Raw genomic sequence first — 24,514 nt, 5'->3', positions numbered from 1 at the left:
ATCACATCCGGAAGATGCCGTAGGAGGGGTCCGGCGTGGGCACGGCCGTGACCACGTCCAGCGCCATGCCCAGCACCCGCCGGGTGTCGGCGGGGTCGATGACGCCGTCGTCCCACAGCCGCGCGGAGGCGTAGTAGGGCGAGCCCTGGCGTTCGTACTGCTCCTCGATCGGACGCTTGAACTCCGCGACGTCCGGGTCGTGCTCCTTGCCCGCGACGGTGGCGAGCACGTTGGCAGCCTGCTCGCCACCCATCACCGAGATCCGGGCGTTGGGCCACATCCACAGGAAGCGCGGGTCGTAGGAGCGACCGCACATGCCGTAGTTGCCGGCCCCGAAGGACCCGCCGATGACGAGTGTCAGCTTCGGGACGACCGAGCAGGCGACCGCGGTGACGAGCTTGGCGCCGTCGCGGGCAATGCCCCGGTTCTCGTACTCGCGCCCGACCATGAAGCCGGAGATGTTCTGCAGGAACAGCAAGGGGATGCCGCGTTGGTTGCACAGCTCGACGAAGTGGGCGCCCTTGAGCGCCGACTCGCTGAAGAGGATGCCGTTGTTGGCCACGATCCCGACCCGGTGGCCGTGGATGGTCGCGAAGGCGCAGACCAGCGTCTCGCCATAGAGCTGCTTGAACTCCTGGAAGCGGCTGCCGTCGACCAGGCGCCGGATCACCTCGCGGACGTCGTACGGCGTGCGCGTGCTCGACGGCACCACGTCGTAGATGCTCTCGGGGGCCTCGAGCGGGTCCTCCACCGTCACCGCTGGTCGAGGTGCGAGGTCGCCCCGCGACCGGGCCTCGAAACCACCGGACGCGGACCCCGGCAGCGTGTCCACGATCCCCCGCAGGATCCGCAGCGCGTGGTCGTCGTCGTCGGCCAGGTGGTCGACGACACCGGAGCGCCGGGCATGGACCTCCCCGCCGCCGAGCTCCTCGGCGGTGACGACCTCGCCGGTCGCGGCCTTCACCAGCGGGGGTCCGCCGAGGAAGATCGTGCCCTGCTCCTTGACGATGACGGTCTCGTCGGACATCGCGGGCACGTAGGCGCCGCCCGCGGTGCAGGAGCCCATCACGGCGGCGAGCTGGGGGATCCCGCGTGCCGACATGTTGGCCTGGTTGAAGAAGATGCGGCCGAAGTGCTCGCGGTCGGGGAAGACCTCGTCCTGCATCGGCAGGAAGGCGCCGCCGGAGTCGACGAGGTAGAGGCAGGGCAGCCGGTTCTCGGCGGCGATCGTCTGCGCGCGCAGGTGCTTCTTGACCGTCATCGGGTAGTAGGTGCCGCCCTTGACCGTCGCGTCGTTGGCGACGACGAGGCAGTTGCGACCCTGCACCCGGCCGATGCCGGCGATCACGCCGGCCGCGGGCACGGCGTAGTCGTCCCCGTCGTCCCCGTCTGCCCCGTCTGCCCCGTCGGCCCCGTAGAGGCCGAAGGCGGCGAGCGGAGCGATCTCGAGGAAGGGGCTGCCGGGGTCGAGGAGGCGGTCGACGCGATCGCGGGGCAGCAGCTTGCCGCGGGCGGTGTGCTTGTCGCGGGCGGTGGGGCTGCCGCCCTGGCGCACGCGCGCGAGCCGGTCGCGCAGCTCGGCGCTGAGCTCGGCCAGCGTCGGGGGGGTGGTGGTCACAACGAGAAAGGTTAACGATCATTAACCTCGTCGGCAACGAGCGACCTGAGAAGGTTTGGCAAAATTGTGTGCCCCGCGAACGCTAGTGGTCATCTCCGGAAGCTGTTCGGGGCGCGGGACACCCGGAGAACTTCCGGAGCTGACCACTAGCCTGCTGTGATGACCGAGCCCCGTCGGCGTGAGCAGATCCTCGCCACCGCCGCCGACCTCTTCGCGGCCCGAGGCTTCCACGGCGTATCCGTCAGCGACCTCGGCGCGGCGTGCGGCATCTCCGGACCCGCGCTCTACAAGCACTTCCCGTCCAAGCAGGCGGTGCTCGCCGAGATGCTGGTGTCCATCAGCGAGCGCCTGCTCGCCGTGGGCCAGGAGCGGGTGGCCACCTCCGACGGCGCCGCCGACGCACTGCGCGACCTGGTGGACTGGCACACCGAGTTCGCCCTCACCCACCGTCCGCTGATCATCGTGCAGGACCGCGACTGGGAGTCACTGCCCGAGGACGCCCGCGACCAGGTCCGCCGGCTGCAGCGCGCCTACATCTCGCTGTGGGCCGGCCAGCTCCGCACCCTGCAGCCCGACCTCGACCAGCCCGCCGCCCACGCGGCCGTCCAGGCCACCTTCGGCCTGCTCAACTCGACCCCGCGCGCCGGGCAGGACATCCCCGACGCCCCCCTGCGCGACCTGCTCGCCTCGATGGCGCTCGCCGCGCTCGGCGTACCGGCCCCCGCTCCGCTGGGATAGTCCCTGCCCAAAAGCACCGAACTGCGGTCGATTTCGGTGCTTTTGGGCAGGGACTATCCCGAACGGCGGGGGTACGACGGGGTCCGATCCGGGTCAGAAGCGCGGCGCGGCCCGCTCGATGATCGGGGCGAGATCGAGGCCGGCGGGCAGGGTGCCGAAGGCGCTGCCCCAGTCGCGGACCAGGCGGCTGGCGCAGAAGGCGTCGGCGACGGCGGTGGGGGCGAAGCGGATCAGCAGGCCGGCCTGGAAGACGACGGCGATCTGCTCGACCAGGCGTCGGGCGCGCAGCTCGATGTCGTCGAAGTCCGTGAACTCCTTCTTCAGCGACGTGAGCGCGTCGTCGTAGCGCTGGTCGGTGCCGACGGCCAGCTCGGCCTCGGCGAAGAACGCGTCGAGGGACTCGGGCTCGCGGCCGATGGCGCGCAGCGCGTCGAGGGCGGCGACGTTGCCGGAGCCCTCCCAGATCGACAGCAGCGGCAGCTCGCGATAGATCCGGGCGAGGTCGAAGTCCTCGGTGTAGCCGTTGCCGCCGAGGCACTCGAGCGCCTCCACCGCCAGGGAGGGGCCGCGCTTGCAGACGTAGTACTTCGTGGCGGCGAGGGCGAGTCGGCGCAGGGCGGCCTCGCCCGCGTCGCCGTGGATGGCGCGGTCGTTGGCGCCGGCCAGGCGCATCATCGCGGTGGTCGCGGCCTCGGACTCCAGGGCGAGGTCGGCGAGCACGTTGCGCATCAGCGGCTGGTCGACGAGCTGCTTGCCGAAGGCAGCGCGGTGCTGGGTGTGGTGGACGGCCTGCTCGAGGGCGGCGCGCATGCCGGCGGCGCTGCCGATGACGCAGTCGAGGCGGGTCATGTTGACCATCTCGACGATCGTCTTGACGCCCTTGCCCTCCTCGCCGACGAGCCAGCCGACGGCGTTCTCGTACTCGATCTCCGACGAGGCGTTGGACTTGTTGCCGAGCTTGTCCTTGAGCCGCTGGAAACGGATCGGGTTGGCGTCGCCTCCCGGCAGGACGCGGGGCAGCAGGAAGCACGACAGCCCGCCCGGCGCCTGCGCGAGGGTGAGGAACATGTCGGACATCGGGGCGGAGGTGAACCACTTGTGGCCCACGATCCGGTAGGCGCCGGCCTCGTCGCCTCCTCCGTCCAGCGGCGTCGCGGTGGTCGTGTTGGCGCGCACGTCCGAGCCGCCCTGCTTCTCGGTCATCGACATGCCGGCGATCAGGCCCCGCTTGGTCGCGGGGTCGCGCAGGCCGAAGTCGTACTCCCGATTCGTCAGCAGCGGCTCGAAGCGCGCAGCCAGCTCGGGGGTGGCCCGCAGCGCCGGGACCACGGCATAGGTCATCGAGATCGGGCAGCCGTGCCCGGCGTCGACGTTCCAGGAGTAGAACTTCGCCGCGCGAGCGACGTGCGCGCCCGGTCGGTCGTCGGCCCACGGCGCCGCGTGGATGCCGTGGGAGACGGCGGTCTCCATCAGCTGGTGGTACGCCGGGACGTACTCGACCTCGTCGACGCGCCGGCCGTAACGGTCATGGGTGTGCAGGCGGGGCGGGACGCGCTCGGCGAGCCGTCCCCAGTCGCGGGCCTCGGCGGAGCCGGCGAGCCGGCCGACGGCCTCGATCTCGGGCAGGGCCCAGCCGGCGCCCTCGCGCTCGATGCCCTCGCGCAGCGCGGGGTCGGCGGACGTGTCGTGGCCGAGGAGCGGCGGGACCTGGTTGGTGACCTCGTGGGTGCTGGTCATGGCGATCATCCCTCGCTGTTCGGCTGGTTCGTGACGTTGCTGGTCTGCGGTCCGTGGTCGTCGTACGGCGCCCCGTCGCGCTCACGCACGGCCTGCCGGAAGCCGGCCTCGGCGGCGCGCTGCTGGAAGGCGTATCCCTCGCGGGTGTGGCGGGAGATGCCGTCGAAGACGGTCGAGATCATCTGACTGTTCTGCACGCCCTGCGCGAGGAGCGCGGAGTTGAGCGCGAGCTTGGTCATGATGAGCTGGTTGAGCGGCATCGCGGCGATCCGCTGCACCAGCGCCTCGGTGCGCTCCTCAAGCCGGTCGGGCTCGGGCGCGTCGATCGCCAGGCCCCACGCCGCGGCCTCGGTGCCGGTGAGGGTGTCACCGGTGAGCAGCAGCCGCTTGGCCCGCTGGTCGCCGAGGCGGTGCGCCCACAGGCCGGCGGACGGGACGCCCCAGACCCGGGTGGGCGGGTAGCCGATCTTGGCGTCCGCCGCGATCACGATCTGGTCGCAGTGCAGCGCGATGTCGGTGCCGCCGGCGACGCAGAAGCCGTGGATCCTCGCCACGGTGGGCTTGTTGGCGTGCAGCAGGCTCGCGAAGCCACGCGTGAAGCGGCTCATCATCGCGTAGTCGACCATCGGGTCCCACGTGCCCGCCGGGTCGTGGTTGAGCATCTGGACGGTCGGGTCGAGGACGGTGCCCTCGCGCGGCACAGGCCCCACCCGGTGGTCGAGCTCGTCGAGACCCCCGTCCATCAGACCCTCGGCCGAGGCGGCGAGGTCGTAGCCACCGCAGAAGCCCTTGCCCCGGCCGCTGAGCACGATCACGTGCACCCGCGGATCGAGATCGGCGCGCTCGACGGCGTCGGCCAGCTCGACCGGGGTGTCCGGGGTGATCGAGTTGCCCTGCTCCGGACGGTTGAAGGTGAGTCGCGCGACCCGCCCGTCGACCTCGTAGGTCAACGTCCGGTAGGGCGGCACGTCGTCGGAGAGCCGCGGCGTGGCGCGGTACGGCGAGTCGGGGCCCTCGTGCGCGGGGCGACGCCAGGCGGCGGGATCCGTCATGGCCGCGACATTACGCTTGTGTCGACAGTTGTGTCCAGATCTGTAGTTCCCTGTCGTTCGTCGAGTAGTCCGCGAGGAACGAGCGGGCGTATCGAGACGTCTGTGCCCGGTGCTGGGACTGGCCCGGTCCGGTACGCCGGTTGCGGACGTCTCGATACGCGGCTCGCTGGCGCTCGCCTGCTACTCGACGAACGAAGGAGGTGCTGGCGCTCGCCTGCTACTCGACGAGCGAGCGTCACAGCATGAGAAAGTGCGGTCGTGACCGAGACCGCCCCGCTCCCCGCGCGATCGGTCATGCTCAGTCTGCTGCTCGGCTCCCATCCCGATCGGATGTCGGCCGCGGAGCTGGTCCGCGCCGGCGAGCACTTCGGCATCCCCGCGTCGACCGCACGGGTCGCGCTCACCCGCGCCGTCGCCGCCGGGGACCTGCGCCGCCACCCTTCGACAGGCTCAGGGCAAGCGGCCGTCTATGCCCTCGGCGAGCGCCTCGCCCGCCGACAGCAGCGTCAGGATGAGGCCGCACTCGATGCCGAGACCCCGTGGGACGGCACCTGGGAGATGGCGGTCGTGGTGGTCGGCGGCCGGTCGGCGACCGAGCGGGGCGCACTGCGGGAGCGGCTGGCGTCCTACCGCCTGGCGGAGCTGCGCGAGGGCGTGTGGACCCGCCCGGCCAACCTGCGGCGACCGCGCGCCTACGCCGACGACGTCGTGCTCAGCACGTTCACCGCCACGCCGGACGACGACCCCGCCGCCCTCGCGGCCGGCCTGTGGGACCTGCGCGCCTGGGCCGCCGAGGGACGCCGGCTCCTCGACCGGCTCGCGGCGACCACCGAGCCCGCCCCGCGCCTCGCGGTCGCCGCGCACCTGGTGCGTCACCTCGCCGCCGATCCACTGCTGCCGGCGACGCTGCTGCCCGCCGACTGGCCGGCCGCGGCCATGCGCGACGCCTATGCGGGCTACCAGGCCGAGCTGCGCGGGTTGACCGTCGGCTCGTGACGTCCCGCGGCGCTCAGCCCACCGCGTCGCGGCGATCGAGATCGGTGGCCAGGTAGGGGTCGAGCCGCGACAGCCGGGTGGCGAGCTCGCGACACCGTTGCGGGGTGTCGGCCGCGGCAACCCAGTCGGCCTCGGCGGTGGTCACCCCGACGAGCTGCAGGAACTCCAGCCGGCCGTGCAGGGAGTCGACCGGCGCGACGGTCGTGTCGGGCACCACGAGGTAGCTCGTGATCGCCGAGTCGTAGCCCTGCCGGATCGAGCTCCCGCCGGCGACCACCTGGAAGGGCTCGAACCAGCGTCCCGAGCCGGCGGTGTAGCGCGCCAGGTTGGCCATCGTGCCGATCGCCCAGCCGATCTCGGGCTCGGTCGTGCGCACCTTGGTCGTCAGCTCGTAGCCCCAACCGCTCCGCTCGCGACCATAGCTCTCCAGATCGGCGTAGAGGTCGCTCATCCCATAGCTGACCGCGTGCAGGTAGCCGTCACCGACGAAGACGCTCACGCCGTCGAGATGCTCCGGTCCGCCGAACATCGCGCGGGCCGCCAGGTTGGTCGCCGAGTGGCGCGGCTCCTGGTCGCCGTAGACGGCGGCGAACGCCGAGTCGATCGCCTCCCACCCGGGCGCCCAGTCGTCCTCTGCGGCGGTGCGGGCGGCGTACTGTTCACGGCTCATGGGTGCACTCACCGCGGGGACCTGCCCGCCGCGAGGGAGCAACAAACCGCTGGCGCCACAGGGCGTGTCTCCCACGTCGGCGCCGTCGGCCCGGGAGGCGGGCCCTAACCCCCTGCAGCGGCGCGGCGCATCTCCTGCAGCCAGGCGCGATAGGCGAGGTGCTCGGCCCGCAGCGCCTCGCCCGGCCAGTCCCGGGGCAGGAGCGCGACCGGCAGCACCGGGTCGGCGAGCAGGTGGCGGGCCGAGGTGATGCAGGCAGCGAACCGGCGAGCAGGGTCGTCGGTGCGGGTCGCCTCGAGCAGCGAGCGCGCCGTGGCGGCCCAGGCGTCGAGGTCCCACAGCAGGGCGACGAGCTCGTCGGCCGAGCGAGCCGGGCGGGCGACGAAGCGCTCCCCCAGCACGAGGACCTCCTCCGTCCATTCGAGCTCGAGGTTGGCCGGACGGAGCCAGAGGCCCTCGCGCAGCTCGGCCAGGCGCAGCCCCTGGAGCCGCGACCGCAGCTCGGCCCGCTCGTCGGCGGGACGACCGGCCGCAGTGACCGTAAACATCTCCCAGTCGCCCGCCCAGCCACCGGCCCGGTCGACACGGCGCGGGTGGACGGCGTCCTCCTGCCGGCGCTGCCGCTCACGGAGCCGGTCGGAGAGGCGGTAGCCGTCCGTCGTACGCGCCAGGTCACCGGCCGCCGTCATCCGCGACAACGCGGCGCGGACGGTGCTCTCGGCGACGCCGACGAGGCCGCCGCCGGCCACCAGCTCGCGCGCAGAGAGCTCGGCCACCTCGGCCCCGATGAGCAGGCTCAGGACCGCCGAGCGCGCCGCGACGGGACGGATCGGGGAGGCGGGCATGGCTGGAGCCTAGGAGATCGCGCGGTAGCGCCGCCGGGCATGTGACCTGCGTCTTACATTCTTTCCGCGAATGTTCCCGATGTGTAATGTCCGGCGCCATGACCTCCACGCAGCGCCTGACCGGGCGCACCCTGATCATGTCCGGCGGCAGCCGCGGCATCGGCCTCGCCATCGGCATCGCCGCTGCCCGGGAGGGCGCCAACGTCGCCCTGCTCGCCAAGACCGACGCGCCGGACCCGCGTCTGCCCGGGACGGTCCACACCGCAGCCGCCGAGATCGAGGCGGCCGGCGGTCAGGCGCTGGCGATCGTCGGTGACGTCCGTGACGAGGACTCGGTCGCCCGGGCCGTCGCGCAGACGGTCGAGCGCTTCGGCGGGATCGACATCTGCGTCAACAACGCCTCGGCCATCGCCCTCGCCCCGACCGAGGAGCTGCCGGTCAAGCGCTTCGACCTGATGACGTCGATCCAGCTCCGCGGCACCTACCTGCTCTCCCGCGCCTGCCTGCCGCACCTGCGCGAGAGCGACAACGCCCACCTGCTCTCACTGTCGCCGCCGCTGAACATGTCGCCCGAGTGGCTCGGCGCGCACCCGGCCTACACGCTGGCGAAGTACGGCATGTCCCTGCTGACCCTGGGCTGGGCGGCGGAGTACGCCGAGCACGGCGTGGCCGCCAATTGCCTGTGGCCGCAGACACTCATCGCGACCGCGGCGGTGCAGAACCTGCTCGGCGGCGACGCCGCGATCCAGCGGGCCCGCACCCCCGAGATCGTCGCCGACGCCGCCGTCGAGATCCTGACCCGGCCGTCGGCGACCTGCACCGGGCACACGTTCATCGACGTCGACGTCCTCGCCGAGGCGGGCGTGACCGACCTGTCGGCGTACGGCGGCAGCGGCGAGCTGGAGTACGACATCTTCGTCGACCCGCCGGCCTCCGCCTGAGTCAGTCGTCGAGCTCGTCGAGCAGCTGCCGGGCCCGGAGCGCGGCGTCGACGGCCACCTCGACGTCGTCGGCCAGGTCGAGGACACCCGGCCCTGCGGCCTCGGCCGCCGGAGGCGGGACGGGCCGAGCGGTGAGCAGGTCGTCGCGGGAGACGCCGCGCACGGCCAGCAGGACCAGCGGGTCGGCGTCGACCAGCCAGCCGGTCTGCAGCAGGACGGCGACCGCGTGGGCGCACGGGTCGAGGTAGTGCGGGCACGTGCAGGTCGACGCGAGCTCGCCGCCATAGGGCAGCAGCTCCACGCCGACCTCCTCCGCGTGCTCGACGAGCTCGTGCGGCAGGTTGCCGGCGAAGAGCTCGGGGATCCGGCCCGACTCGGCCGCCACGGCCTCCAGGAAGGCCGCATGGCCGGTCTCGTCGAGCACGGGCACGGCGACCTCGACCGTCCATGCGTCGTCACCGTCGCGGACCGCCGCGAGCAGCGCCCCCGCGTCGACGGTGATCCCGCCGACCTCTCCGCGACGGGCGAGGACGCGACCCGGCTTCAGCTCCGCCTCGGAGTACGCCGCCTCCTCGGCCGCCCGCAGCCAGGCCTTGCCCCACCACGACCGGACCCCCCGCCGGGGTGGCGCCTGCCGCACGTAGGTCGTCCTCATCCCTCCTCCCGGGCGCGGAGGTCGTCGAGGATCTGCTGGCGGCGCTGGTCGGTGCGCAGGGTGACGAGGTCGCGCAGCTCGGCGTTGCCGAGCTCGGTGAGGGCAGCGTCACCGCGGGCCAGCACGGCGTCGGCGAGCTGGCGCTTGCGACCCAGCAGCGCCGCGACCCGCTCCTCGATCGTGCCCTGCGCCGTCATCCGGTGCACCTGCACCGGCCGGGTCTGCCCGATCCGGTAGGCGCGGTCGGTGGCCTGCTCCTCGACGGCCGGGTTCCACCACCGGTCGACGTGGACGACGTGGTCGGCGCGGGTCAGGTTGAGGCCGGTGCCGCCGGCCTTGAGGGACAGCAGGAACACCGGCACCTCGCCGGCCTGGAAGCGCGCCACCATCGCCTCCCGCTCGCGCACCGGAGTCTGTCCGTGCAGGAACTGGTGGGGCATCCCGATGTCGGCGAGGTGCCGCTCGATCAGGCGGCCCATGGCGACGTACTGCGTGAAGACGAGGAGGGCACCGCCCTCGGCGACGACCGTGGAGACGAGCTCCTCGAGGAGCTCCACCTTCTCCGAGCGGCCGACGAGACGGGCCGACTCCTGCTTGAGGAACTGCGCCGGATGGTTGCAGATCTGCTTGAGGCCGGTCAGCAGCGCGAGGACGAGGCCCCGACGGCGCGGGTCGTCGGCCGGCAGCGCCTCGATCCGCTCCATGGTGTCCCGGACGAAGCCCTCATAGAGCACGACCTGCTCGCGGGTGAGCGACAGCAGGTGGTCGGTCTCGGTCTTGGCGGGCAGCTCGGGGGCGATGCCGGGGTCGGACTTGCGGCGCCGCAGCAGGAACGGGCCGATGAGGTCGGCGAACTGGCGCGCCTTGGTCGGCTCCGCGCCCGACTCGATCGGTGCCGCCCAGACCCGCCGGAACGCCTGGCGGCTGCCGAGCAGGCCGGGCACGCACCAGTCGAGGATCGACCACAGCTCGGTGAGGTCGTTCTCCACCGGCGTGCCGGTCAGGGCGACGCGGGCGCGCGAGGGCACCTTGCGCAGGGCGCGCGCGGTCGAGGTCCGGGAGTTCTTGACGTGCTGCGCCTCGTCGGCGACGACGAGGTCCCAGTCGATCGCGGCGAGCGCGCCGTCCGCACCGTCGTCGCGGCGCAGGGTGCCATAGGTGGTGAGCACGAAGCCCGCTCCCTTGGTCACACCGACCAGCACCGACTCATCGGCCGCCTCGGACGCGCCGGGCAGCTCGCGTGCGGAGCCGTGGAACCGGCGGACGGGGCAGTCGGGCGCGAAGCGCCGGATCTCCGCCTCCCAGTTGCCGAGGAGACTGGCGGGACAGACCACGAGGGTGGGACGGCCGGCCGCGGCGCCGGTCTCGAGCCGGTGCAGGTGGAGCGCGATGAGCGTGATCGTCTTGCCCAGGCCCATGTCGTCGGCGAGGCAGGCGCCCAGCCCGAGGCCGGTCAGGTCGGCCAGCCAGGTCAGCCCCTGACGCTGGTAGTCGCGCAGGGACGCGGCGAGGCCGGCAGGCGCGGGGAGCGGGTCGCGCGTCGCGGCGGCGAGCACCTGCTCGCGCACGTCCAGGAGCCGCGCGCCCACGATCACCTGCGTCGAGGACGACTCCGCCTCACCGTCGGCCGGGAGCTCGGTGACGCCCGTGAGCGCGGCAGCGAGCGCCTGCGCGCCGGTGGCCTTGCGGATCAGCCGCTTGCGCGCGCGCAGCGCCACGGTGGGGTCGACGATCGTCCATGCCCCGCGCAGCTTGATGACGGGGCTGGCGGCCCGCGCCAGCTCGTCCATCTCCGCGTCGGTGAGCGCGTCGTCGCCGAGCGCGACCTGCCAGGAGAAGGAGAACAGGCCGTCCATCGAGAACGGGCTGTCCTGGAAGGGCAGCTCGGCCGGGTCCTGGCGACCGGCCGGACCCAACGGATCGGGGCGCCGGTCGAGCACGGCGCGGGTCGTGAGTCGCGGGCCGAGCCCACGCGGCCAGTGCACGTCGACGCGCGCGTCCCGCAGGGCGCCGACATGACCGAGGAGGCTGGCGATCTCGTCGCCGTCGAGGGTGATCTCGTCGGGCACGGCCAGCGCCAGCAGCCGGTCGAGGACCGGCCAGGCCTCCGCGGCTCCGCGCAGCGCGATGCCCGCATGGATGCGGGCCCGCGGACCGAAGCCGTGGCTCTCCGCGACCTCGGGGTCGTCCGGGTCGGCCGACCACAGCACGCCGGCGTCACACACGTGCATCGGGTCGCGCTCGTCGTGCACCTGCACGACCAGGCGCACCGACCCGGCCTCGAGCTCGCCCTCGTCGGCCTCGACGCGCAACGAGACCCGCACCAGCTCGGGGAGCGCGGCGACCGACGCGGCCCGCTGCTCGGCCTCCACCCGGGCCGCGAGCCGGGCACGGACACGCTCGGCGAACGACTCCGGCGCGACGGCCGACTGGTCGCCGCCCGGAGCAGGGGACGACGGCGCGGAGGCCGGGCGGCGGGTCCGGGGGCGGGCCACGGGCGCGGCGCGCGTCATCGTGTCGGCCACCCCGTCGAGCACGCCCTCGACGATGACGCGGGCGTCGGCGGGGTCGAGGCCGTCGTACGTCCGGGCGAGGAGGAGACGGTCGACCGCCTCACGGTCGCGATCGTCGAGCTCGGCGACCCGCCACCCCGGCTGGTCGTCGTCGGGAGCGATCCGCCCGGCCGCGACCAGCCGCAGCCCGAGCAGCGCGGCACTGCTGAGCAGGAGCACGCTCGGGTGGGCGTCGCGGTCGTCGCGGGCGCGGTGCAGCACCGGGAGCGCCGCCCGCAGTGGCAGCGCGACCACCCGGCCGTCGGCCCCGTCGGCCCCGTCCGGCGCTGCGGACCGGAACTCGATCGATCCGTCCCGTGCGGGTCGCCCGGCCCGGAAGGTCGCCGGGCCGGTCACGGGTACGAAGCTCACAAAGGGACGCTAACGGGTGGGGCCGACACCGAGTTCCCGGCGCCGGCCCCGTCGGCTCGTCGTCTCACGAGGACACTGGATCCGCCTGGGCCGCGGTCGATCGGCCGCGCAGCCGCGCGACGAGCAGGCCACCGAGCAGCAGCACGCCCCCGGCGGCGCCGACGATGGCCGACCACCAGGTCGGGTGCTCGGCCGCGAGCGCGACCGAGGCGAGTGGGACGGTGATGGCCGGCATCGCGATGGCGAGGATGCTGAAGCCGGAGTGGTTGGTGATCGACGCCGCCACACCCCACACGATCGTGAGGACAGCCGCGAAGGCCAGCACCCACCACACGTCCGCCTCGACGAAGCCAAGATCCTCCGGCATCGGGTCGGCGAACGGGTCGCCCCCGCCACCCATCGCCATGAATCCGAAGAACCCGCTCAGGAGGCGGGTCGCGACGAAGATCAGCATGATGCCGACGTACGACGCCAGACCCATCGCACCGACCACGACGCCGGTCACGGCCCGGCTCGGAAGCATCCAGCCCAGCAGCGTCACGGCGAGCACGAAGACCCCGACGACCGCAGCGGCCACCACCGATTGGTGCTCGCCGTCGATGCTGTCGGCCAGCAGGTCGTCGAAGAGCAATCCGTAGATGAGCGCGAGTCCGAGGATCGTCGTCACCATGAACGCGGCGCGACGGGCGGCGACGTAGCCGATGACGGACAGCGCGACCACCACGCCGCCGACCAGGTAGCCGACCCAGTTGTCGTCCTTGTCGATCCCGACCGTGATCATCGCGGCGACACCGAGGATCCCGACGACGCCCGGCCAGGTCACGACCTCCTCGCGGGCGCGGCCGCCGGCGCGGCGGGACGCGAGCGCGCCCAGGAGCGCGATGAGCAGCAGGCCGGCCGTGGCAGCGAGGCCGGCGCCGTAGTTGGACCAGTCGAGCTCACCGTCGTCGCCCGAGCGGCTGCGGAACACCGAGATGACGATCGCGGCGCCCAGGAGGCCGGTGCCGACCGCGACGACGGCGCCGGTCATGCCGGCCTTGGTGGCCCTGGTGGGGAAGTCCGGGTCGAGCACGGCGTCGTCGCCCCAGGACGGCGGACCGCCGGAGCCCGCGCCCAGGACAGCGGGGTCGTAGGCCGGGTCGGGTGTCCCCTCGGGGGCGGCATGGGCGCCGCGGACCGGTGCGACGACGGTCCGGCCGCCGTCGTCCTCCGGCGCTGCCGCGCCACGATGGGCCGGTGGCGGCTCCTCGCTGCCCGAGCCGGGCGCGGCCGGACCGACGGGCGCGGCAGGCTCGGCGGGTGGCGCCGCGGGCGCGGCGTCGGGCCGCGGGCGCATCACGGTCCGGTCGGGAGAGAAGTCCGGCGGCGCGGGAGCATCGCTGGGCGCTGGTGGAGGCGGAGGCGGAGTCGCGTCCCCGCCGGAGGTCGGGGTGCTGCCCGTGCTGCCCGAGGTGGCGTCGTCAGTCATGTCCAGCAATCTAGGGCGACTTCTCCCCGAAACCGGGGAGGTGGCGGCCCGAGGGCGACTCAGGGCGACTCAGGAAGGTTCAGGGCAGGACGCGGCCGGTCACCGGAGGCAGGTCGGCGAGGGTCACGATGCCCGGCGGCGCGGCGACCACGGCCGGCACGGCATTGGTCACGGGCAGGGCGGTGTAGATCATCCCCAGACCCATGTAGCCCGGCTCGGTCCAGTCCTTCGGCGGCAGGCACTGCACGACGGTGCGCATGTTGGGCACCCCGAAGACCTGGATGACGTGGCCGTGGGCGAGCGGCTTGGGCGGCTCGACGTGGCTGCCCATCGTCCAGTTGAAGCCGACGCTGACGACGTTGCGGTCACCGACCCAGCCGCGGTGGTAGCCCATCACGCCGGCGACCGTGCCCTCCGGGATCTCCATGAAGCCGAGGTCGGAGTGGCCGGTGGCGGTGGTGAACTCGACGTCGAAGGTCAGCCTGTCGAGGGTGACGCCGAGCGCATCGGCCATCATCGCTGCGGACTCGGCGAAGACCTCGCTCTCGCGGCGCACCGACTCGGCGAGGCCCGGGGTGTCGGGCGCCTGCGAGAAGCCCATGGCGGTCTGGGTGCCCGCCGACTCGTAGGTCGAGCAGTCGACCGACTCGGTGATCCGGATCTCGTCGACCCGCTCGCACGAGCCGCTGAGGACCATGCCGATCATATTGGTCATGCCGGGGTGGGCGCCGCTGCCGAAGATGGTCGACTGCCCCTGCTGACAGGCCTTGTCGATCCGGGCGCGGTCCTCGGGGGTCTGCTTGCCGCCGGTGATCCACGCGGCGCTGGTGCAGACGTTGATGCCCGCCTCGAGCAGAGTGACCAGCTCGTCGATGCTCGGCCACAGGGGGTTGTAGCAGCAGGCGTCGGGCTCGAGCGCCAGCAGCGCGGCCACGTCGTCGGTCGCGACCACCCCGGTGGGCTCGGGCCAGCCGCACAGCTCGGCGGCGTCCTTGCCGACCTTGTCCGCGCCGTGTGCATAGACCCCGACCAGCTCGAGGTCGGGCCGGGCGAGGATCGCGTGGGCCGAGCGTCGTCCGATGTTGCCGGTGGTCCACTGGATGACGCGGAGGGGGCGGTCGGGCCGGCGTGCGCTCATGCGAGCGAGACTAGAACGTGTTCTATTTCGTGTCGAGGGGGAGATTCACCTCAGCCCGCCACCCCCAGCACGAGGGGTACGACGCCCGCCGCTCCTGCCTCGGACAGGGCGACGCCGGCGAGGGTGAGCGTCCAACCGGTCACCAGCCGGTCGTCGACCAGCAGCACCCGACGGTCGTCGACGGCGTCGGGCGCGTCCAGCCGGAGCGCGCTGCGGCGGGCGACGGCGGCGACGCGCTGGGCGGAGTTGGTGGCGCCGCGGTCGGGGGCGACGTCCGGGTCGACGATCGCCCACCGGCCGACGACGGGGACCTGGAGGAAGCGGGACAGGCCGGCGGCGAGGTCGGTGGTCAGCTGGGGACGCCGCTCGGACTCGCACACGACGATGGCGTCGACCTGCGGGCGCCAGTCCTGCAGCATCGCGACCATGGCCCGGGCCAGCCCCTCGGGCACCGGGCCGTCGACGGCCCGGCCGTCGGCGTCGGGACGGAAGAGCTCGCGCAGCGCGTTGCCCTGGCCGAGGTCGGTGAGGCGGGCGATGGCGCGGCCCTCCTCGGCGGGCGGCTTGATGCGGCCGGACCAGCCGAGGCCGATCGAGGACAGTCCGCTGGGCCACTGCTTGCGCGGCTCGATCGGCACGCCGGGGCGGGCCAGACGCTCGGCCGCGGCGCCGACGGCGGCCTGCGAGACCTCCGTCGACAACGCCATGCCGCCGCAGTTGTCGCAACGGCCGCAGGTCCACGACGGGTCGGCGAGGACCTCCGGGTCGTCGAGCTGGCGGCGCAGGTAGCGCATCCGGCACTCGTCGCTGCCGAGGTAGTCGATCATCGCCTGCTGCTCGGCCTCCCGCGCGGCACTCACCCGCGCGTAGCGGTCGGCGTCATAGCTCCAGGGCTGGCCCGTCGACTCCCAGCCGCCGCGCACCCGCCGGACGGCACCGTCGACGTCGAGCACCTTGAGCATCGTCTCCAGCCGGGTGCGGGTCAGGTCGATGCGCGGCTCCAGCCCGGCAGTGCTCATCGGCCGTCCCTCCTCGGCGAGCACGTCGAGGGTCTGCCGCACGAGGTCCTCGGCGGGGAAGGCGAGCGAGGCGAAGTAGCGCCAGATGTCGCGGTCCTCGATGGCCGGCAGCAGGACCACCTCGGCGGAGTCGACGGCGCCGCGGCCGGCTCGACCCACCTGCTGGTAGTAGGCGACCGGGCTGTTGGGGGCGCCGAGGTTGACGACGAAGCCGAGGGCGGCGTCGAAGCCCATGCCGAGCGCGCTGGTCGCGACCAGCGCCTTGACCTCGCCGTTGACGAGGGCCTGCTCGAGGGCGAGCCGCTCGGTCTGCTCGGTCTGGCCGGAGTAGGCCGCCACCTGGTGCCCGCGCGAGCGGAGGTAGTCGGCGACCTCCTGGGTGGCGGCAACGGTCAGGCAGTAGACGATGCCGCTGCCCTGCTGCTCGGCCAGGTGGTCGGCCAGCCAGGCCAGCCGCTGCTCGGCGGTCGGCAGCCGGACCACGCCGAGGCGCAGGCTGGCCCGGTCGAGGCTGCCGCGCAGCACCAGCGCGTCGGCGCCGAGCTGCTCGGCGACGTCGTCGGTGACCCGCTGGTTGGCGGTCGCCGTGGTCGCCAGCACGGGGATCCCGGCGGGCAGGTCGGCGAGCAGGGTCCGGATGCGGCGGTAGTCCGGGCGGAAGTCATGGCCCCAGTCGGAGATGCAGTGCGCCTCGTCGACGACCAGCAGGCCGCAGGTCGCCGCCAGCCGCGGCAGCACCTCGTCGCGGAAGCCCGGGTTGTTGAGACGCTCCGGGCTGACGAGGAGTACGTCGACCTCGCCGGCGGCGATCATCCGGTGGATGTCGTCCCACTGCTCGACATTGGTCGAGTTGACCGTGACCGCGCGGATGCCGGCCCGCTCGGCCGCGGCGATCTGGTTGCGCATCAGCGCCAGGAGTGGGGAGATGATCACGGTCGGGCCCGCGCCCTGGTCGCGCAGCAGCAGGGTCGCGACGAAGTAGACCGCCGACTTGCCCCAGCCCGTGCGCTGGACCACGAGGGCGCGGCGCCGCTCCTCGACCAGCGCCGAGATCGCGGCCCACTGGTCGTCATAGAGCGCGACGTCGTCGCGACCCACCAGCGCGCGGAGGTGGCCGTCGGCACGCTCGCGCGCGCTGCCGACCGTGGCGAGGGTGACGGTCTCCGAGTCGTCCGGGCTCATGGGGCCGTGTCTACCAGCCACGCCCGACCCTGCCGCATCCCAGTGCACAGGCACCGGGGCTGATCTCGCCGGCACGAGGAACGACACGGAAAATGGAAGCAGCCGCTGGCGTCTCGGGTCACCAGCGGCTGCTGGAGCCGACACTAGCGGCGCCGGATCGGACCTGTCCCCGAAAATCCCGAAAGTCCCCTCGTCCTGCAAGAAAGGGAGGACCGCGGAGCGGGTCCGACCCGGCTCACGCCTCCGACGTGTTGGCCGACCACCAGATCCGGGCGATGTCGAAGCGCGAGCGTGCCGCCCAGCGCAGCCGGACGTCACCGACGTGCTTCTCGACGCCCTTGACCGAGATCCCGAGGGCCTCGGCGATCTGCTGGTTGCTCCGCCCTCCGGCCAGCAGTCCGACGACGTCGGCCTGGCGCGGGCTCAGCGCGGGCGCCTCTGCAGGTCCCGAGCGGGCGCCGGCCGCCGCGAGGAGGCCGATCCGATTCGCCACGCCGAAGGCGTGGAAGACGCGCGAGAGGTGGGCCCGGACCGTGCTGGGCGCGAGGAACAGGTCCGCAGCGATCTCGTCGACCTCGCGGCCCGCCAGCACGAGACGGGCCACCTCCGCCTCCCGGGCGGAGAGCACGGACCACTCCTTGCCCGCGACCGGCGGGAGCCGGCGGCCCGACGGCGCCAGCACCTCCTCGGCGGCGCGTCGGACGGCGCCGTAGCCACTGCGGTCGCTGTCCTCCACGAGCGCCCGCAGCCGCCGCGAGGCGCTGCCCACGTCGCGGGCGGCGATCCGGGCGCGGGCCAGCACGATCTCGCCGTCGGCGACCTCGGTCTGGCTGCCGCGCTCGGCGCAGAGCTCGATCGACGTCGTCAGGAACTCGATGGCCAGGTCCACGTCCCCTGCGGCCAGGTGCCGCCGGCCCCACGCCCGCGTGGCGGTCGGGGCGACGACGGGATGGTCGAGGACCGGGTCCAGCAGGGCCAGCCAGGTGTCGGCGGAGACGAGGTCGTCGCCCTCGAGCGCGACCGCCACCAGCAGGTCGATGGACAGCGCCCGGTCGATCAGCGTGCTCCTCTCCAGCCCGTGCTCGTCGGCGGCGCGGAGGATCACCTTCGCCGCCAGCGCCGTCTCCCCGGCCGCCATCAGGCCGTAGCCGAGCAGCCGCAGCACCCCGCGATCCACGAAGTCCCGCGGCGGGGCGGGCACCCGGTCGGCGACCTCGAGGGTCGCCAGCAGCGCGGCGTGGTCGTCCGCCTTGCCCCGCACCACACCGACCACCGAGCCGACGACGCCCGCCAGGCGCTCGGAGACGGCCGCCGCCTCCAGCACGGGCGGCAGCAGGTCCTGCGCGGCGTCGATGCGTCCCGAGAACGCCGCGATCCGCAGCCGGCAGATCGCCATCATGGTCGCGAAGGGATGGCCGACCCACACCTCGTCGGGCGGGGGTACGACGGCAAAGGCGCCGTCGACCTCGGCCGCATCGTCGAGCCGCGCCCCGGTCAGGGCGGCCTCCGCGAGGACGTAGCGCAGCAGCGCTCCGCCCGGCGTGGCCAGGTCCGCCACGTCGTCCAGCAGGGCGCGGGCCTCCCGCCACGGACCGAGCCCGTCGACGTCGGGGTCGCCGGCAGCCGCCAACGCTGCGCCGGCCAGGCAGAGCGCGCGAGCCTCCGGTGTCGACGCCGCCGCGACTCCAGCCGCAGCCAATGCGCTCGCCCGGCGGTGGTCGCCGACCCAGTTCGCCGCGACGGCCGCGACCGCGGCGCTCTCGGAGACCCCCGTCTCCCGCCACGCCGCCTCGGCATCGAGCAGCCCCTGCTCCGGCCGTTCGCCCACCAGGTGCTCCAGCACCCCTTGCGCTCCTGCGACCCACCCCACGACCCCACCGTGGCACGCGGGTCCGACGGTCGGCAGCCGAACGCCGCCTTTTTGACCCTGGACCCGCGTCGACCGCGACACGCCGCCATTGCGAGCAATCCCTATGGCCGCCGCGGCCGCGCCGACGAGACAATCGACCGCCCGTCGGGCGACCCTGGGGGGCGCGCCCGACGGTGTTCACCGCCTGATGCGGGCCGGACGTCACCGGGATTGTGGGGGTCTCGGTGATGGTCCCGCGCCGTCGGCGCCGGATCGGCGTCAGTCCCGGTCAGGTCGTCCGTGCACCCTCGACCGCCCACCAGGTGCGGGCGACGTCGAAGCGGGAGCGTGCCGACCAGCGGACGAGGATGTCGCCGACGTGCTTCTCGACGCCCTTGACCGAGATCCCCAGCGCTTCGGCGATCTGCTGGTTGCTGCGACCGGCGGCGACGAGCGCCGCGACCTGGGCCTGGCGAGGGCTGAGCATCCGCAGCTCCGCCGCCACCGCTCCCGCTCCGGGCGACGGCCGGGCGGGCCCGGCGACGGCGAGCAGCCCGATCCGGGTGGGGACCCCGAAGGCGCACAGCACCCGGGAGACATGGCTGCGCACGGTGGTCGGGGAGAGGAAGAGGGCCGCGGCGATCTCGCCGATGTCGAGGCCGTCGAGGACGCACCGGGCGACCTGCTGCTCCCGCGCGGACAGCACGTCCCATCCGCCGCCCGCCACGGGCGGCAGCCGTCGCCTGGTCGCCTGCAGCGCTGAGGTCGCGGAGCGTCGTACGGCGTGGTGGCCGCTCGCGTCGCTGGCACTGACCAGGGATCGCAGGTCGCGATTCGCGGCGGCGATGTCGGCGCCGGCGATCCGCGACCGGGCGAGCACGATCTCGCCCTCGGCCGCCTCGACGAGGCGGCCCTCGCGCCGGCAGGTCGCGATGCTCACCTCGAGCTCGGCGATGGCGGAGGACACGTCACCGACGGCCAGCAGGTGGCGGGCACGGGCGCGCCGGACGGTGGGCGCGGCGATCGCACTGCCCTCCAGGCCAGCGAGGGCCGCGAGCCAGGTCTCGGCGACGGCGGCGTCGTCCACGTCGAGGGCGGCGACCAGCAGCATCTCGAAACCCAGCGCGCGGTCGATGATCGTGGAGGCACCGAGATCGCCGTCGTCGCCGGCGCGGAAGACCAGGCGTGCCGCATCGTCGACGTCACCGACGGCGACCGCTCCGAAGGCCAGCAGGAGCAGCACGCCCCGGTCGATGAAGTCGCGGTCGGCCTGGACCGCCGCGGACTCCGACGTCTCGATGCTGCGTCGTACGCCGTCGGCGTCGTCCGCATTGCCCAGCACCAGCCCCGCGACCGCCTCCACCACCACGACCAGACGACTGCCCGGCACCACCGACTCCCGCATCGGCCCGAGCAGCGCGCCGGCCTCCGTGATCTCTCCGGCGAAGGCCGCGACCCGCACGTCGCACGCCCGCATCATCGCGGCGAAGCGGTGCCCGGCCCAGGCGGCCGCCGACGCGGGCGCACCGGCCAGGACGCCGCGGGCGTCGGCCAGCCGGGCGGAGACGAGCGCCGACTCGGCGAGCAGGTAGCGCACCATCGACCACCAGCGGCCGTCGTCCCCAGCCCGGGCGAGCAGGTCGGTGCCCTCGGCCCAGGGTGGACGGCCGTCGGCGTCCACGTCGCCGGCGGCGGCCAGCGCGGCCGCGGCACAGGCCAGCGCCCGGGCGCCGGGATCATCCGGGTGAGTGCTCCCCGTGCCTGCCAGACCATGGTCCGCCCAGGAGGACGCAGCCGCGAAGTCGCCCGTCCAGAAGCCGACGACCGATGCCAGGGCGGCCACGACCGGATCGGCGGCCGCCGTCCATGCCGCGTCCAGCCGGTCCCGGGCCTGCCCCGTCCGGCCCTCCGCCAGGTCGTCGAGGACGCCGGCGAGCAGGTCGCTCCGATCGACGTCCACGAGCCACCATCGTAGTGACCGTCGGCCCGTCCCGACGCGATTCCACCGCTTCCCTACTACCGCCCCCCGCCGGCGGCCGCGAGAGTCGCCCCCGGCACCACACGTGGAAGGGATCCTCATGACGCGCGCATGGATCGTCGGGCTGCTCCTGGTCGGCGCAGTGGCCGCCGGGTGCGGCGACGACACCGACAAGATCAACGGCAAGGACTCCGGCGACACGTCCTCGACCGGCAGTGACGGCGGGGACAGCGGGGACAGCGGCGACAGCGGGGCTCTGCCGCTCTTCTGCGACCTGATCACCGCTGAGGAGATCGGCGAGGCGCTCGGCGCCCCCGTCACCACGACGACCGGTCCGTTCGACGTGTGCGAGTTCGACCAGGAGGACCCGCGCGCACTCAGTGGCTCCCTCGGCACGGTCGAGGTCGGCGCCGACAACGGCGGCTTCGAGAGCTATCGCTCGGGTAGCTCCGCCACCCTCGAGAACGCCACCGACCATCCCCTCGACGACCTGGGCGAGGCATTCGTCGCGACCGGCACCTTCGCCGGTGGCGAGAACCTCCAGGCCTCCGGCGGCGTGCTCGTCGACGGCGGCGTCGTCTACACGGTCACCCTCATCCAGGGCGAGGAAATGAGCGAGCAGGAGCTCGTCACCATCAGCGCGGCCCTGCTCCAGCTGATGCTCGACGCCGCCTGACCTAGTGCGGGCGGGGCTCGGTGCCGAGGGTCGCGCACGCGGCGTCGTAGAGCGCGACCACCTCGCGGCGGATCTCCGCCCGCTCGGTGATGGGCCCGCCGGGCCAGAGGATCCGCCGCTCGCCGAGAGGTCCCTCCGGGCCGATGACCGTCCACGTCCCCGCCTCGCCGTCGGCGTCGCTCATCGACGCCGCGGTCGCCTCCGGCACGCCGTTGGCGCGCACGATGAGCAGGTTGTCGTCGAGGTGGTCGTCGTTCATGTGCGCCAGGACGGCGTCGACCACGGCGGGTTCGAAGGCATGGGTCATGCCCCCATCCTGCCGCGAGGGCACACAAGGCCCTGCGAATGGGCCAAACCCCCATCGCGGAGCGAGACCCGGCCTCGCCACGCTCGACCCATGCGATTCCTCTCCAGGTCCCACGTCACCACGATCGCCGTCTGCGCCGGTCTCGTCGTCGCGGCCGGGGCCGGTGGCGCCGTCGCCGGCGCCCAGATCACGGGTGCCCAGATCAAGGACAACACCGTGACCACGGTCGACATCAAGAACGGCACGCTCACCCGGGCCGATCTCGCCCCGACCTCCCGGGGCCCCGTGGCGCTGCATGTGAAGACGGTGCAGAGCTACATCCCCGCCTCCGACTGGGCGAAGGTCAGCTACACGTGCCCGGGCACGAGGAAGGTGCTCTCGGCCGAGGCGTGGCTGGTCAGCTCACGGGCGGCCGTCCAGGTCGAGGTCCCCACCGAGCAGGTCGCCAACGCCTACAGCCCGGACGTGACCGAGGCCGACACGGTCCGGATGCGGGTGGTGTGCGCGGTCTTCTGATCCGACGCGGACGCAGGTGACGAGCCCCGGTGGTTGAGGTGCGAGGAGCGCCAGCGACGAGCCTCGAAACCGCCGGGCTCGCGTCCGCGAGGTTCGCACAGAGGTTTCGACACGCTCCATCGCGGGTTCGTTCCTCCCCCGCGGTCGCTGCTCAACCACCAACGATCACGCCGGCTCCGCCGTCGTGATCACCAGATCCGGACGCGGTCGGCGGGCTCCAGCCAGAGCCCGTCGCCCGGCACGGTCCCGAAGGCGTCATGGAATTCGTCGAGGTTGCGCACGATGTTGGCGCGGAACTCCGGCGGGCTGTGCGGGTCGATGGTGAGGTACTGCTGCTCCTGCTCGAGCCGGCGCTTGGTGCGCCACACGTAGGCCCAGTTGAAGAACAGCTTCCTGCGGTCCTCGACGGACGCCTCGCTGCCCCGCGACTGCACCGCGATGAGGTAGGCCTTGTGCGCGATGGTGAGACCGCCGAGGTCCCCGATGTTCTCCCCGACGGTCAGTGAGCCGTTGACCTTCTCGTCGGGCAGGTTGCGCGGCGAGAAGCCGTCGTACTGCTCGATCAGTGCCTTCGACTTCACCTCGAAGGCGGCCTTGTCGTCGGCGGTCCACCAGTCGTTGAGGTTGCCGTCGCCGTCGTACTGCGCACCCTGGTCGTCGAAGCCGTGGCCGACCTCGTGACCGATGACCGCACCGATGCCGCCGTAGTTCTCGGCCTCCTCGGCGTCCGGGGAGAAGAACGGCTTCTGCAGGATGCCCGCCGGGAAGCAGATCTCGTTGGTGCCGGGGTTGTAGTAGGCGTTGACGGTCTGCGGCAGCATGAACCACTCGTCGCGGTCGACCGGCGAGCCGATCTTGGCGAGCTGGCGGTCGGTCTCGAAGCCGGCGGCGGCCTGGGCGTTGGCGACCAGGTCGTCAGGTCGGACGACGAGGGCGCTGTAGTCGCGGAACCGCTCCGGATAGCCGATCTTGGGCCGGAAGGTCGCGATCTTGTCGTAGGCCTTCTCCTTGGTCTCCTCGGTCATCCAGTCCAGCTGGCTGATCGAGGAGCGGTAGGCGGCGAGCAGGTTGGCGACCAGCTCGTCCATCATCGCCTTCGACGTCGGCGGGAAGTGCCGGGCGACGTACTCCTTGCCGACGGCCTCGCCCATCGCACCCTCGACGAAGGACACCGCCCGCTTCCACCGGGCGCGCAGCTCGGGGGTCCCCGACAGCGTGCGGCCGTAGAAGTCGAAGTTGGTCTCGACGAGCTCGTCGGTGAGGTACGGCGCCGCCGAGCGCAGCACCCGTGAGGTGAACCAGTCGCGCCACGTCTCGATCGGGGTGGCGTCGAGGACCTTCGACAGGTGCTCGAGGTAGGACGGCTGGCGGACGATGACCTCGGCCACCGTCGCCTGCGGGCCCGAGAGCCGGCCGCCGAGGTTGGTGACGTAGGCGTCCCAGTCGAACGCCGGGCAGAGGGCCTTGAGCTCGTCGCCGGTCAGCCGGTTGTAGGTCTTCTGCACGTCGCGGGTGTCGGCCCGCTCCCAGTGGCCGCGGGCCAGCTCGGTGTCGAGCGCGAGGATGCGCTGCGCGGCGCCCGACGGGTCGTCGTGGCCGCCGAGGGTGAGCAGCCGGCCGAGGTAGGCGGCGTACTTCTCACGGATGTCGGCGAACTTCTCGTCGCGGTAGTAGGACTCGTCGGGCAGCCCCAGACCGCCCTGCACGAGGTGGAAGAGGTAGCGGTCGGACTGCCGGTCGTCGGTGTCGACGTAGGACCCGAAGAGGCCGTAGCCACCGACGCGCTCGAACTCGCCGAGGAAGGCAGCGAGGTCACGGATGTCGCGCAGGCCCGCGACGCCGTCGAGCAGCGGCCGCACCGGGTCCAGTCCGGCCGCCTCGACGCCTTCGGCGTCCATGAAGGAGTTGAACAGGTCGGCGATCTTGCGGGCGTCCTCCGACCCGCCGGGGTCGGCGGCCAGCTCGGTGATGATCGCCTTCACGTCCGCCTCCGCCTGGTCGGCGAGCTGGACGAAGGGGCCCCAGCTGGACCGGTCGGAGGGGATCTCCGTCTCGGCGAGCCAGGCGCCGTTGACGTGGCCGAAGAGGTCGTCCTGGGGGCGGGTGTCGAGGTCCATGCCCGGGCGGGCGTCGTCGAGGATGCTCACCCGGCCGAGACTAGGCCACGTCCCCCAAGCCGACGCCGACACGCCACCGGTCGGCTCG

Annotated in this window: 19 protein-coding genes; 5 read left to right on the top strand and 14 right to left on the bottom strand. The window is 73.1% G+C overall.

What is annotated here, in order from left to right:
- Position 1: 1 nt before the first annotated feature.
- Entirely contained in the window at positions 2 to 1,618 is a 1,617-nt protein-coding gene (locus E9934_RS17415; protein ID WP_136564180.1) for a carboxyl transferase domain-containing protein, read from the bottom strand.
- 159 nt (positions 1,619 to 1,777) lie between these two features.
- On the opposite strand from E9934_RS17415, the gene E9934_RS17410 reads away from it, so the two are divergent.
- Entirely contained in the window at positions 1,778 to 2,356 is a 579-nt protein-coding gene (locus E9934_RS17410; protein ID WP_193556922.1) for an SACE_7040 family transcriptional regulator, read from the top strand.
- Positions 2,357 to 2,449: 93 nt separating this feature from the next.
- On the opposite strand, the gene E9934_RS17405 is transcribed toward E9934_RS17410, so the two are convergent.
- Together E9934_RS17405 and E9934_RS17400 are read right to left on the bottom strand one after the other, a co-directional pair.
- Entirely contained in the window at positions 2,450 to 4,093 is a 1,644-nt protein-coding gene (locus tag E9934_RS17405) for an acyl-CoA dehydrogenase family protein (RefSeq protein WP_136564178.1), read from the bottom strand.
- 5 nt (positions 4,094 to 4,098) lie between these two features.
- Positions 4,099 to 5,145 (bottom strand): crotonase/enoyl-CoA hydratase family protein, encoded by a 1,047-nt coding sequence (locus E9934_RS17400; protein ID WP_136564177.1) that lies wholly within the window; start codon positions 5,143 to 5,145, stop codon positions 4,099 to 4,101.
- Positions 5,146 to 5,403: 258 nt separating this feature from the next.
- Between E9934_RS17400 and E9934_RS17395 the strand changes: the two genes are divergently transcribed.
- Positions 5,404 to 6,141, top strand: a complete 738-nt coding sequence (locus tag E9934_RS17395; RefSeq protein ID WP_238695034.1) for a PaaX family transcriptional regulator C-terminal domain-containing protein — start codon at positions 5,404 to 5,406, stop codon at positions 6,139 to 6,141.
- 13 nt (positions 6,142 to 6,154) lie between these two features.
- On the opposite strand, the gene E9934_RS17390 is transcribed toward E9934_RS17395, so the two are convergent.
- Entirely contained in the window at positions 6,155 to 6,811 is a 657-nt protein-coding gene (locus E9934_RS17390; RefSeq protein ID WP_136564176.1) for a suppressor of fused domain protein, read from the bottom strand.
- A 104-nt stretch (positions 6,812 to 6,915) separates the two neighbouring features.
- Positions 6,916 to 7,656 (bottom strand): PaaX family transcriptional regulator C-terminal domain-containing protein, encoded by a 741-nt coding sequence (locus E9934_RS17385; protein WP_136564175.1) that lies wholly within the window; start codon positions 7,654 to 7,656, stop codon positions 6,916 to 6,918.
- A 98-nt stretch (positions 7,657 to 7,754) separates the two neighbouring features.
- Here E9934_RS17385 and E9934_RS17380 point away from each other — a divergent pair, with 98 nt between their 5' ends.
- Positions 7,755 to 8,597 carry an SDR family oxidoreductase gene (locus E9934_RS17380; protein ID WP_136564174.1) on the top strand — a complete coding sequence of 281 codons (843 nt, stop codon included), beginning with the start codon at positions 7,755 to 7,757 and terminating at the stop codon, positions 8,595 to 8,597.
- A gap of 1 nt (position 8,598) precedes the next feature.
- Here the strand turns inward: E9934_RS17380 and E9934_RS17375 are convergent, their stop codons facing one another.
- From E9934_RS17375 to E9934_RS17345, 7 genes are all read right to left on the bottom strand, one after another.
- Entirely contained in the window at positions 8,599 to 9,252 is a 654-nt protein-coding gene (locus E9934_RS17375) for an SWIM zinc finger family protein (RefSeq protein ID WP_136564173.1), read from the bottom strand.
- Positions 9,249 to 12,176 carry a DEAD/DEAH box helicase gene (locus E9934_RS17370; RefSeq protein WP_136564172.1) on the bottom strand — a complete coding sequence of 976 codons (2,928 nt, stop codon included), beginning with the start codon at positions 12,174 to 12,176 and terminating at the stop codon, positions 9,249 to 9,251. The genes E9934_RS17375 and E9934_RS17370 overlap by 4 nt, the downstream gene beginning before the upstream one ends.
- A gap of 64 nt (positions 12,177 to 12,240) precedes the next feature.
- On the bottom strand, positions 12,241 to 13,644 hold the full coding sequence (locus E9934_RS17365) for a hypothetical protein (protein WP_136564171.1): 1,404 nt from the start codon (positions 13,642 to 13,644) through the stop codon (positions 12,241 to 12,243).
- A gap of 79 nt (positions 13,645 to 13,723) precedes the next feature.
- Positions 13,724 to 14,782 carry an NAD(P)H-dependent amine dehydrogenase family protein gene (locus tag E9934_RS17360; RefSeq protein WP_136564170.1) on the bottom strand — a complete coding sequence of 353 codons (1,059 nt, stop codon included), beginning with the start codon at positions 14,780 to 14,782 and terminating at the stop codon, positions 13,724 to 13,726.
- Between the two features lie 50 nt (positions 14,783 to 14,832).
- A complete protein-coding gene (locus E9934_RS17355) occupies positions 14,833 to 16,983 on the bottom strand; it encodes a RecQ family ATP-dependent DNA helicase (RefSeq protein ID WP_136564169.1) in 2,151 nt (716 codons plus the stop codon).
- A gap of 235 nt (positions 16,984 to 17,218) precedes the next feature.
- Positions 17,219 to 18,826: a helix-turn-helix domain-containing protein gene (locus E9934_RS20370; protein WP_158295052.1), complete on the bottom strand. Its 1,608-nt coding sequence runs from the start codon at positions 18,824 to 18,826 to the stop codon at positions 17,219 to 17,221.
- A 295-nt stretch (positions 18,827 to 19,121) separates the two neighbouring features.
- Entirely contained in the window at positions 19,122 to 20,792 is a 1,671-nt protein-coding gene (locus E9934_RS17345; RefSeq protein WP_136564167.1) for a LuxR C-terminal-related transcriptional regulator, read from the bottom strand.
- A 118-nt stretch (positions 20,793 to 20,910) separates the two neighbouring features.
- Here E9934_RS17345 and E9934_RS17340 point away from each other — a divergent pair, with 118 nt between their 5' ends.
- Positions 20,911 to 21,486: a hypothetical protein gene (locus E9934_RS17340; RefSeq protein ID WP_136564166.1), complete on the top strand. Its 576-nt coding sequence runs from the start codon at positions 20,911 to 20,913 to the stop codon at positions 21,484 to 21,486.
- Position 21,487: 1 nt separating this feature from the next.
- Here E9934_RS17340 and E9934_RS17335 read toward each other — a convergent pair whose 3' ends face one another.
- Positions 21,488 to 21,793, bottom strand: a complete 306-nt coding sequence (locus E9934_RS17335) for a DUF2470 domain-containing protein (protein WP_136564165.1) — start codon at positions 21,791 to 21,793, stop codon at positions 21,488 to 21,490.
- Between the two features lie 90 nt (positions 21,794 to 21,883).
- On the opposite strand from E9934_RS17335, the gene E9934_RS17330 reads away from it, so the two are divergent.
- Entirely contained in the window at positions 21,884 to 22,309 is a 426-nt protein-coding gene (locus tag E9934_RS17330) for a hypothetical protein (protein WP_136564164.1), read from the top strand.
- Positions 22,310 to 22,497: 188 nt separating this feature from the next.
- Here E9934_RS17330 and E9934_RS17325 read toward each other — a convergent pair whose 3' ends face one another.
- Entirely contained in the window at positions 22,498 to 24,456 is a 1,959-nt protein-coding gene (locus E9934_RS17325) for a M13 family metallopeptidase (protein WP_136564163.1), read from the bottom strand.
- Between the last annotated feature and the right edge of the window lie 58 nt (positions 24,457 to 24,514).

The organism is Nocardioides caeni (assembly GCF_004912195.1).
GTDB lineage: Bacteria > Actinomycetota > Actinomycetes > Propionibacteriales > Nocardioidaceae > Nocardioides > Nocardioides caeni.
This window is presented reverse-complemented; position numbering and strand designations above follow the sequence as displayed.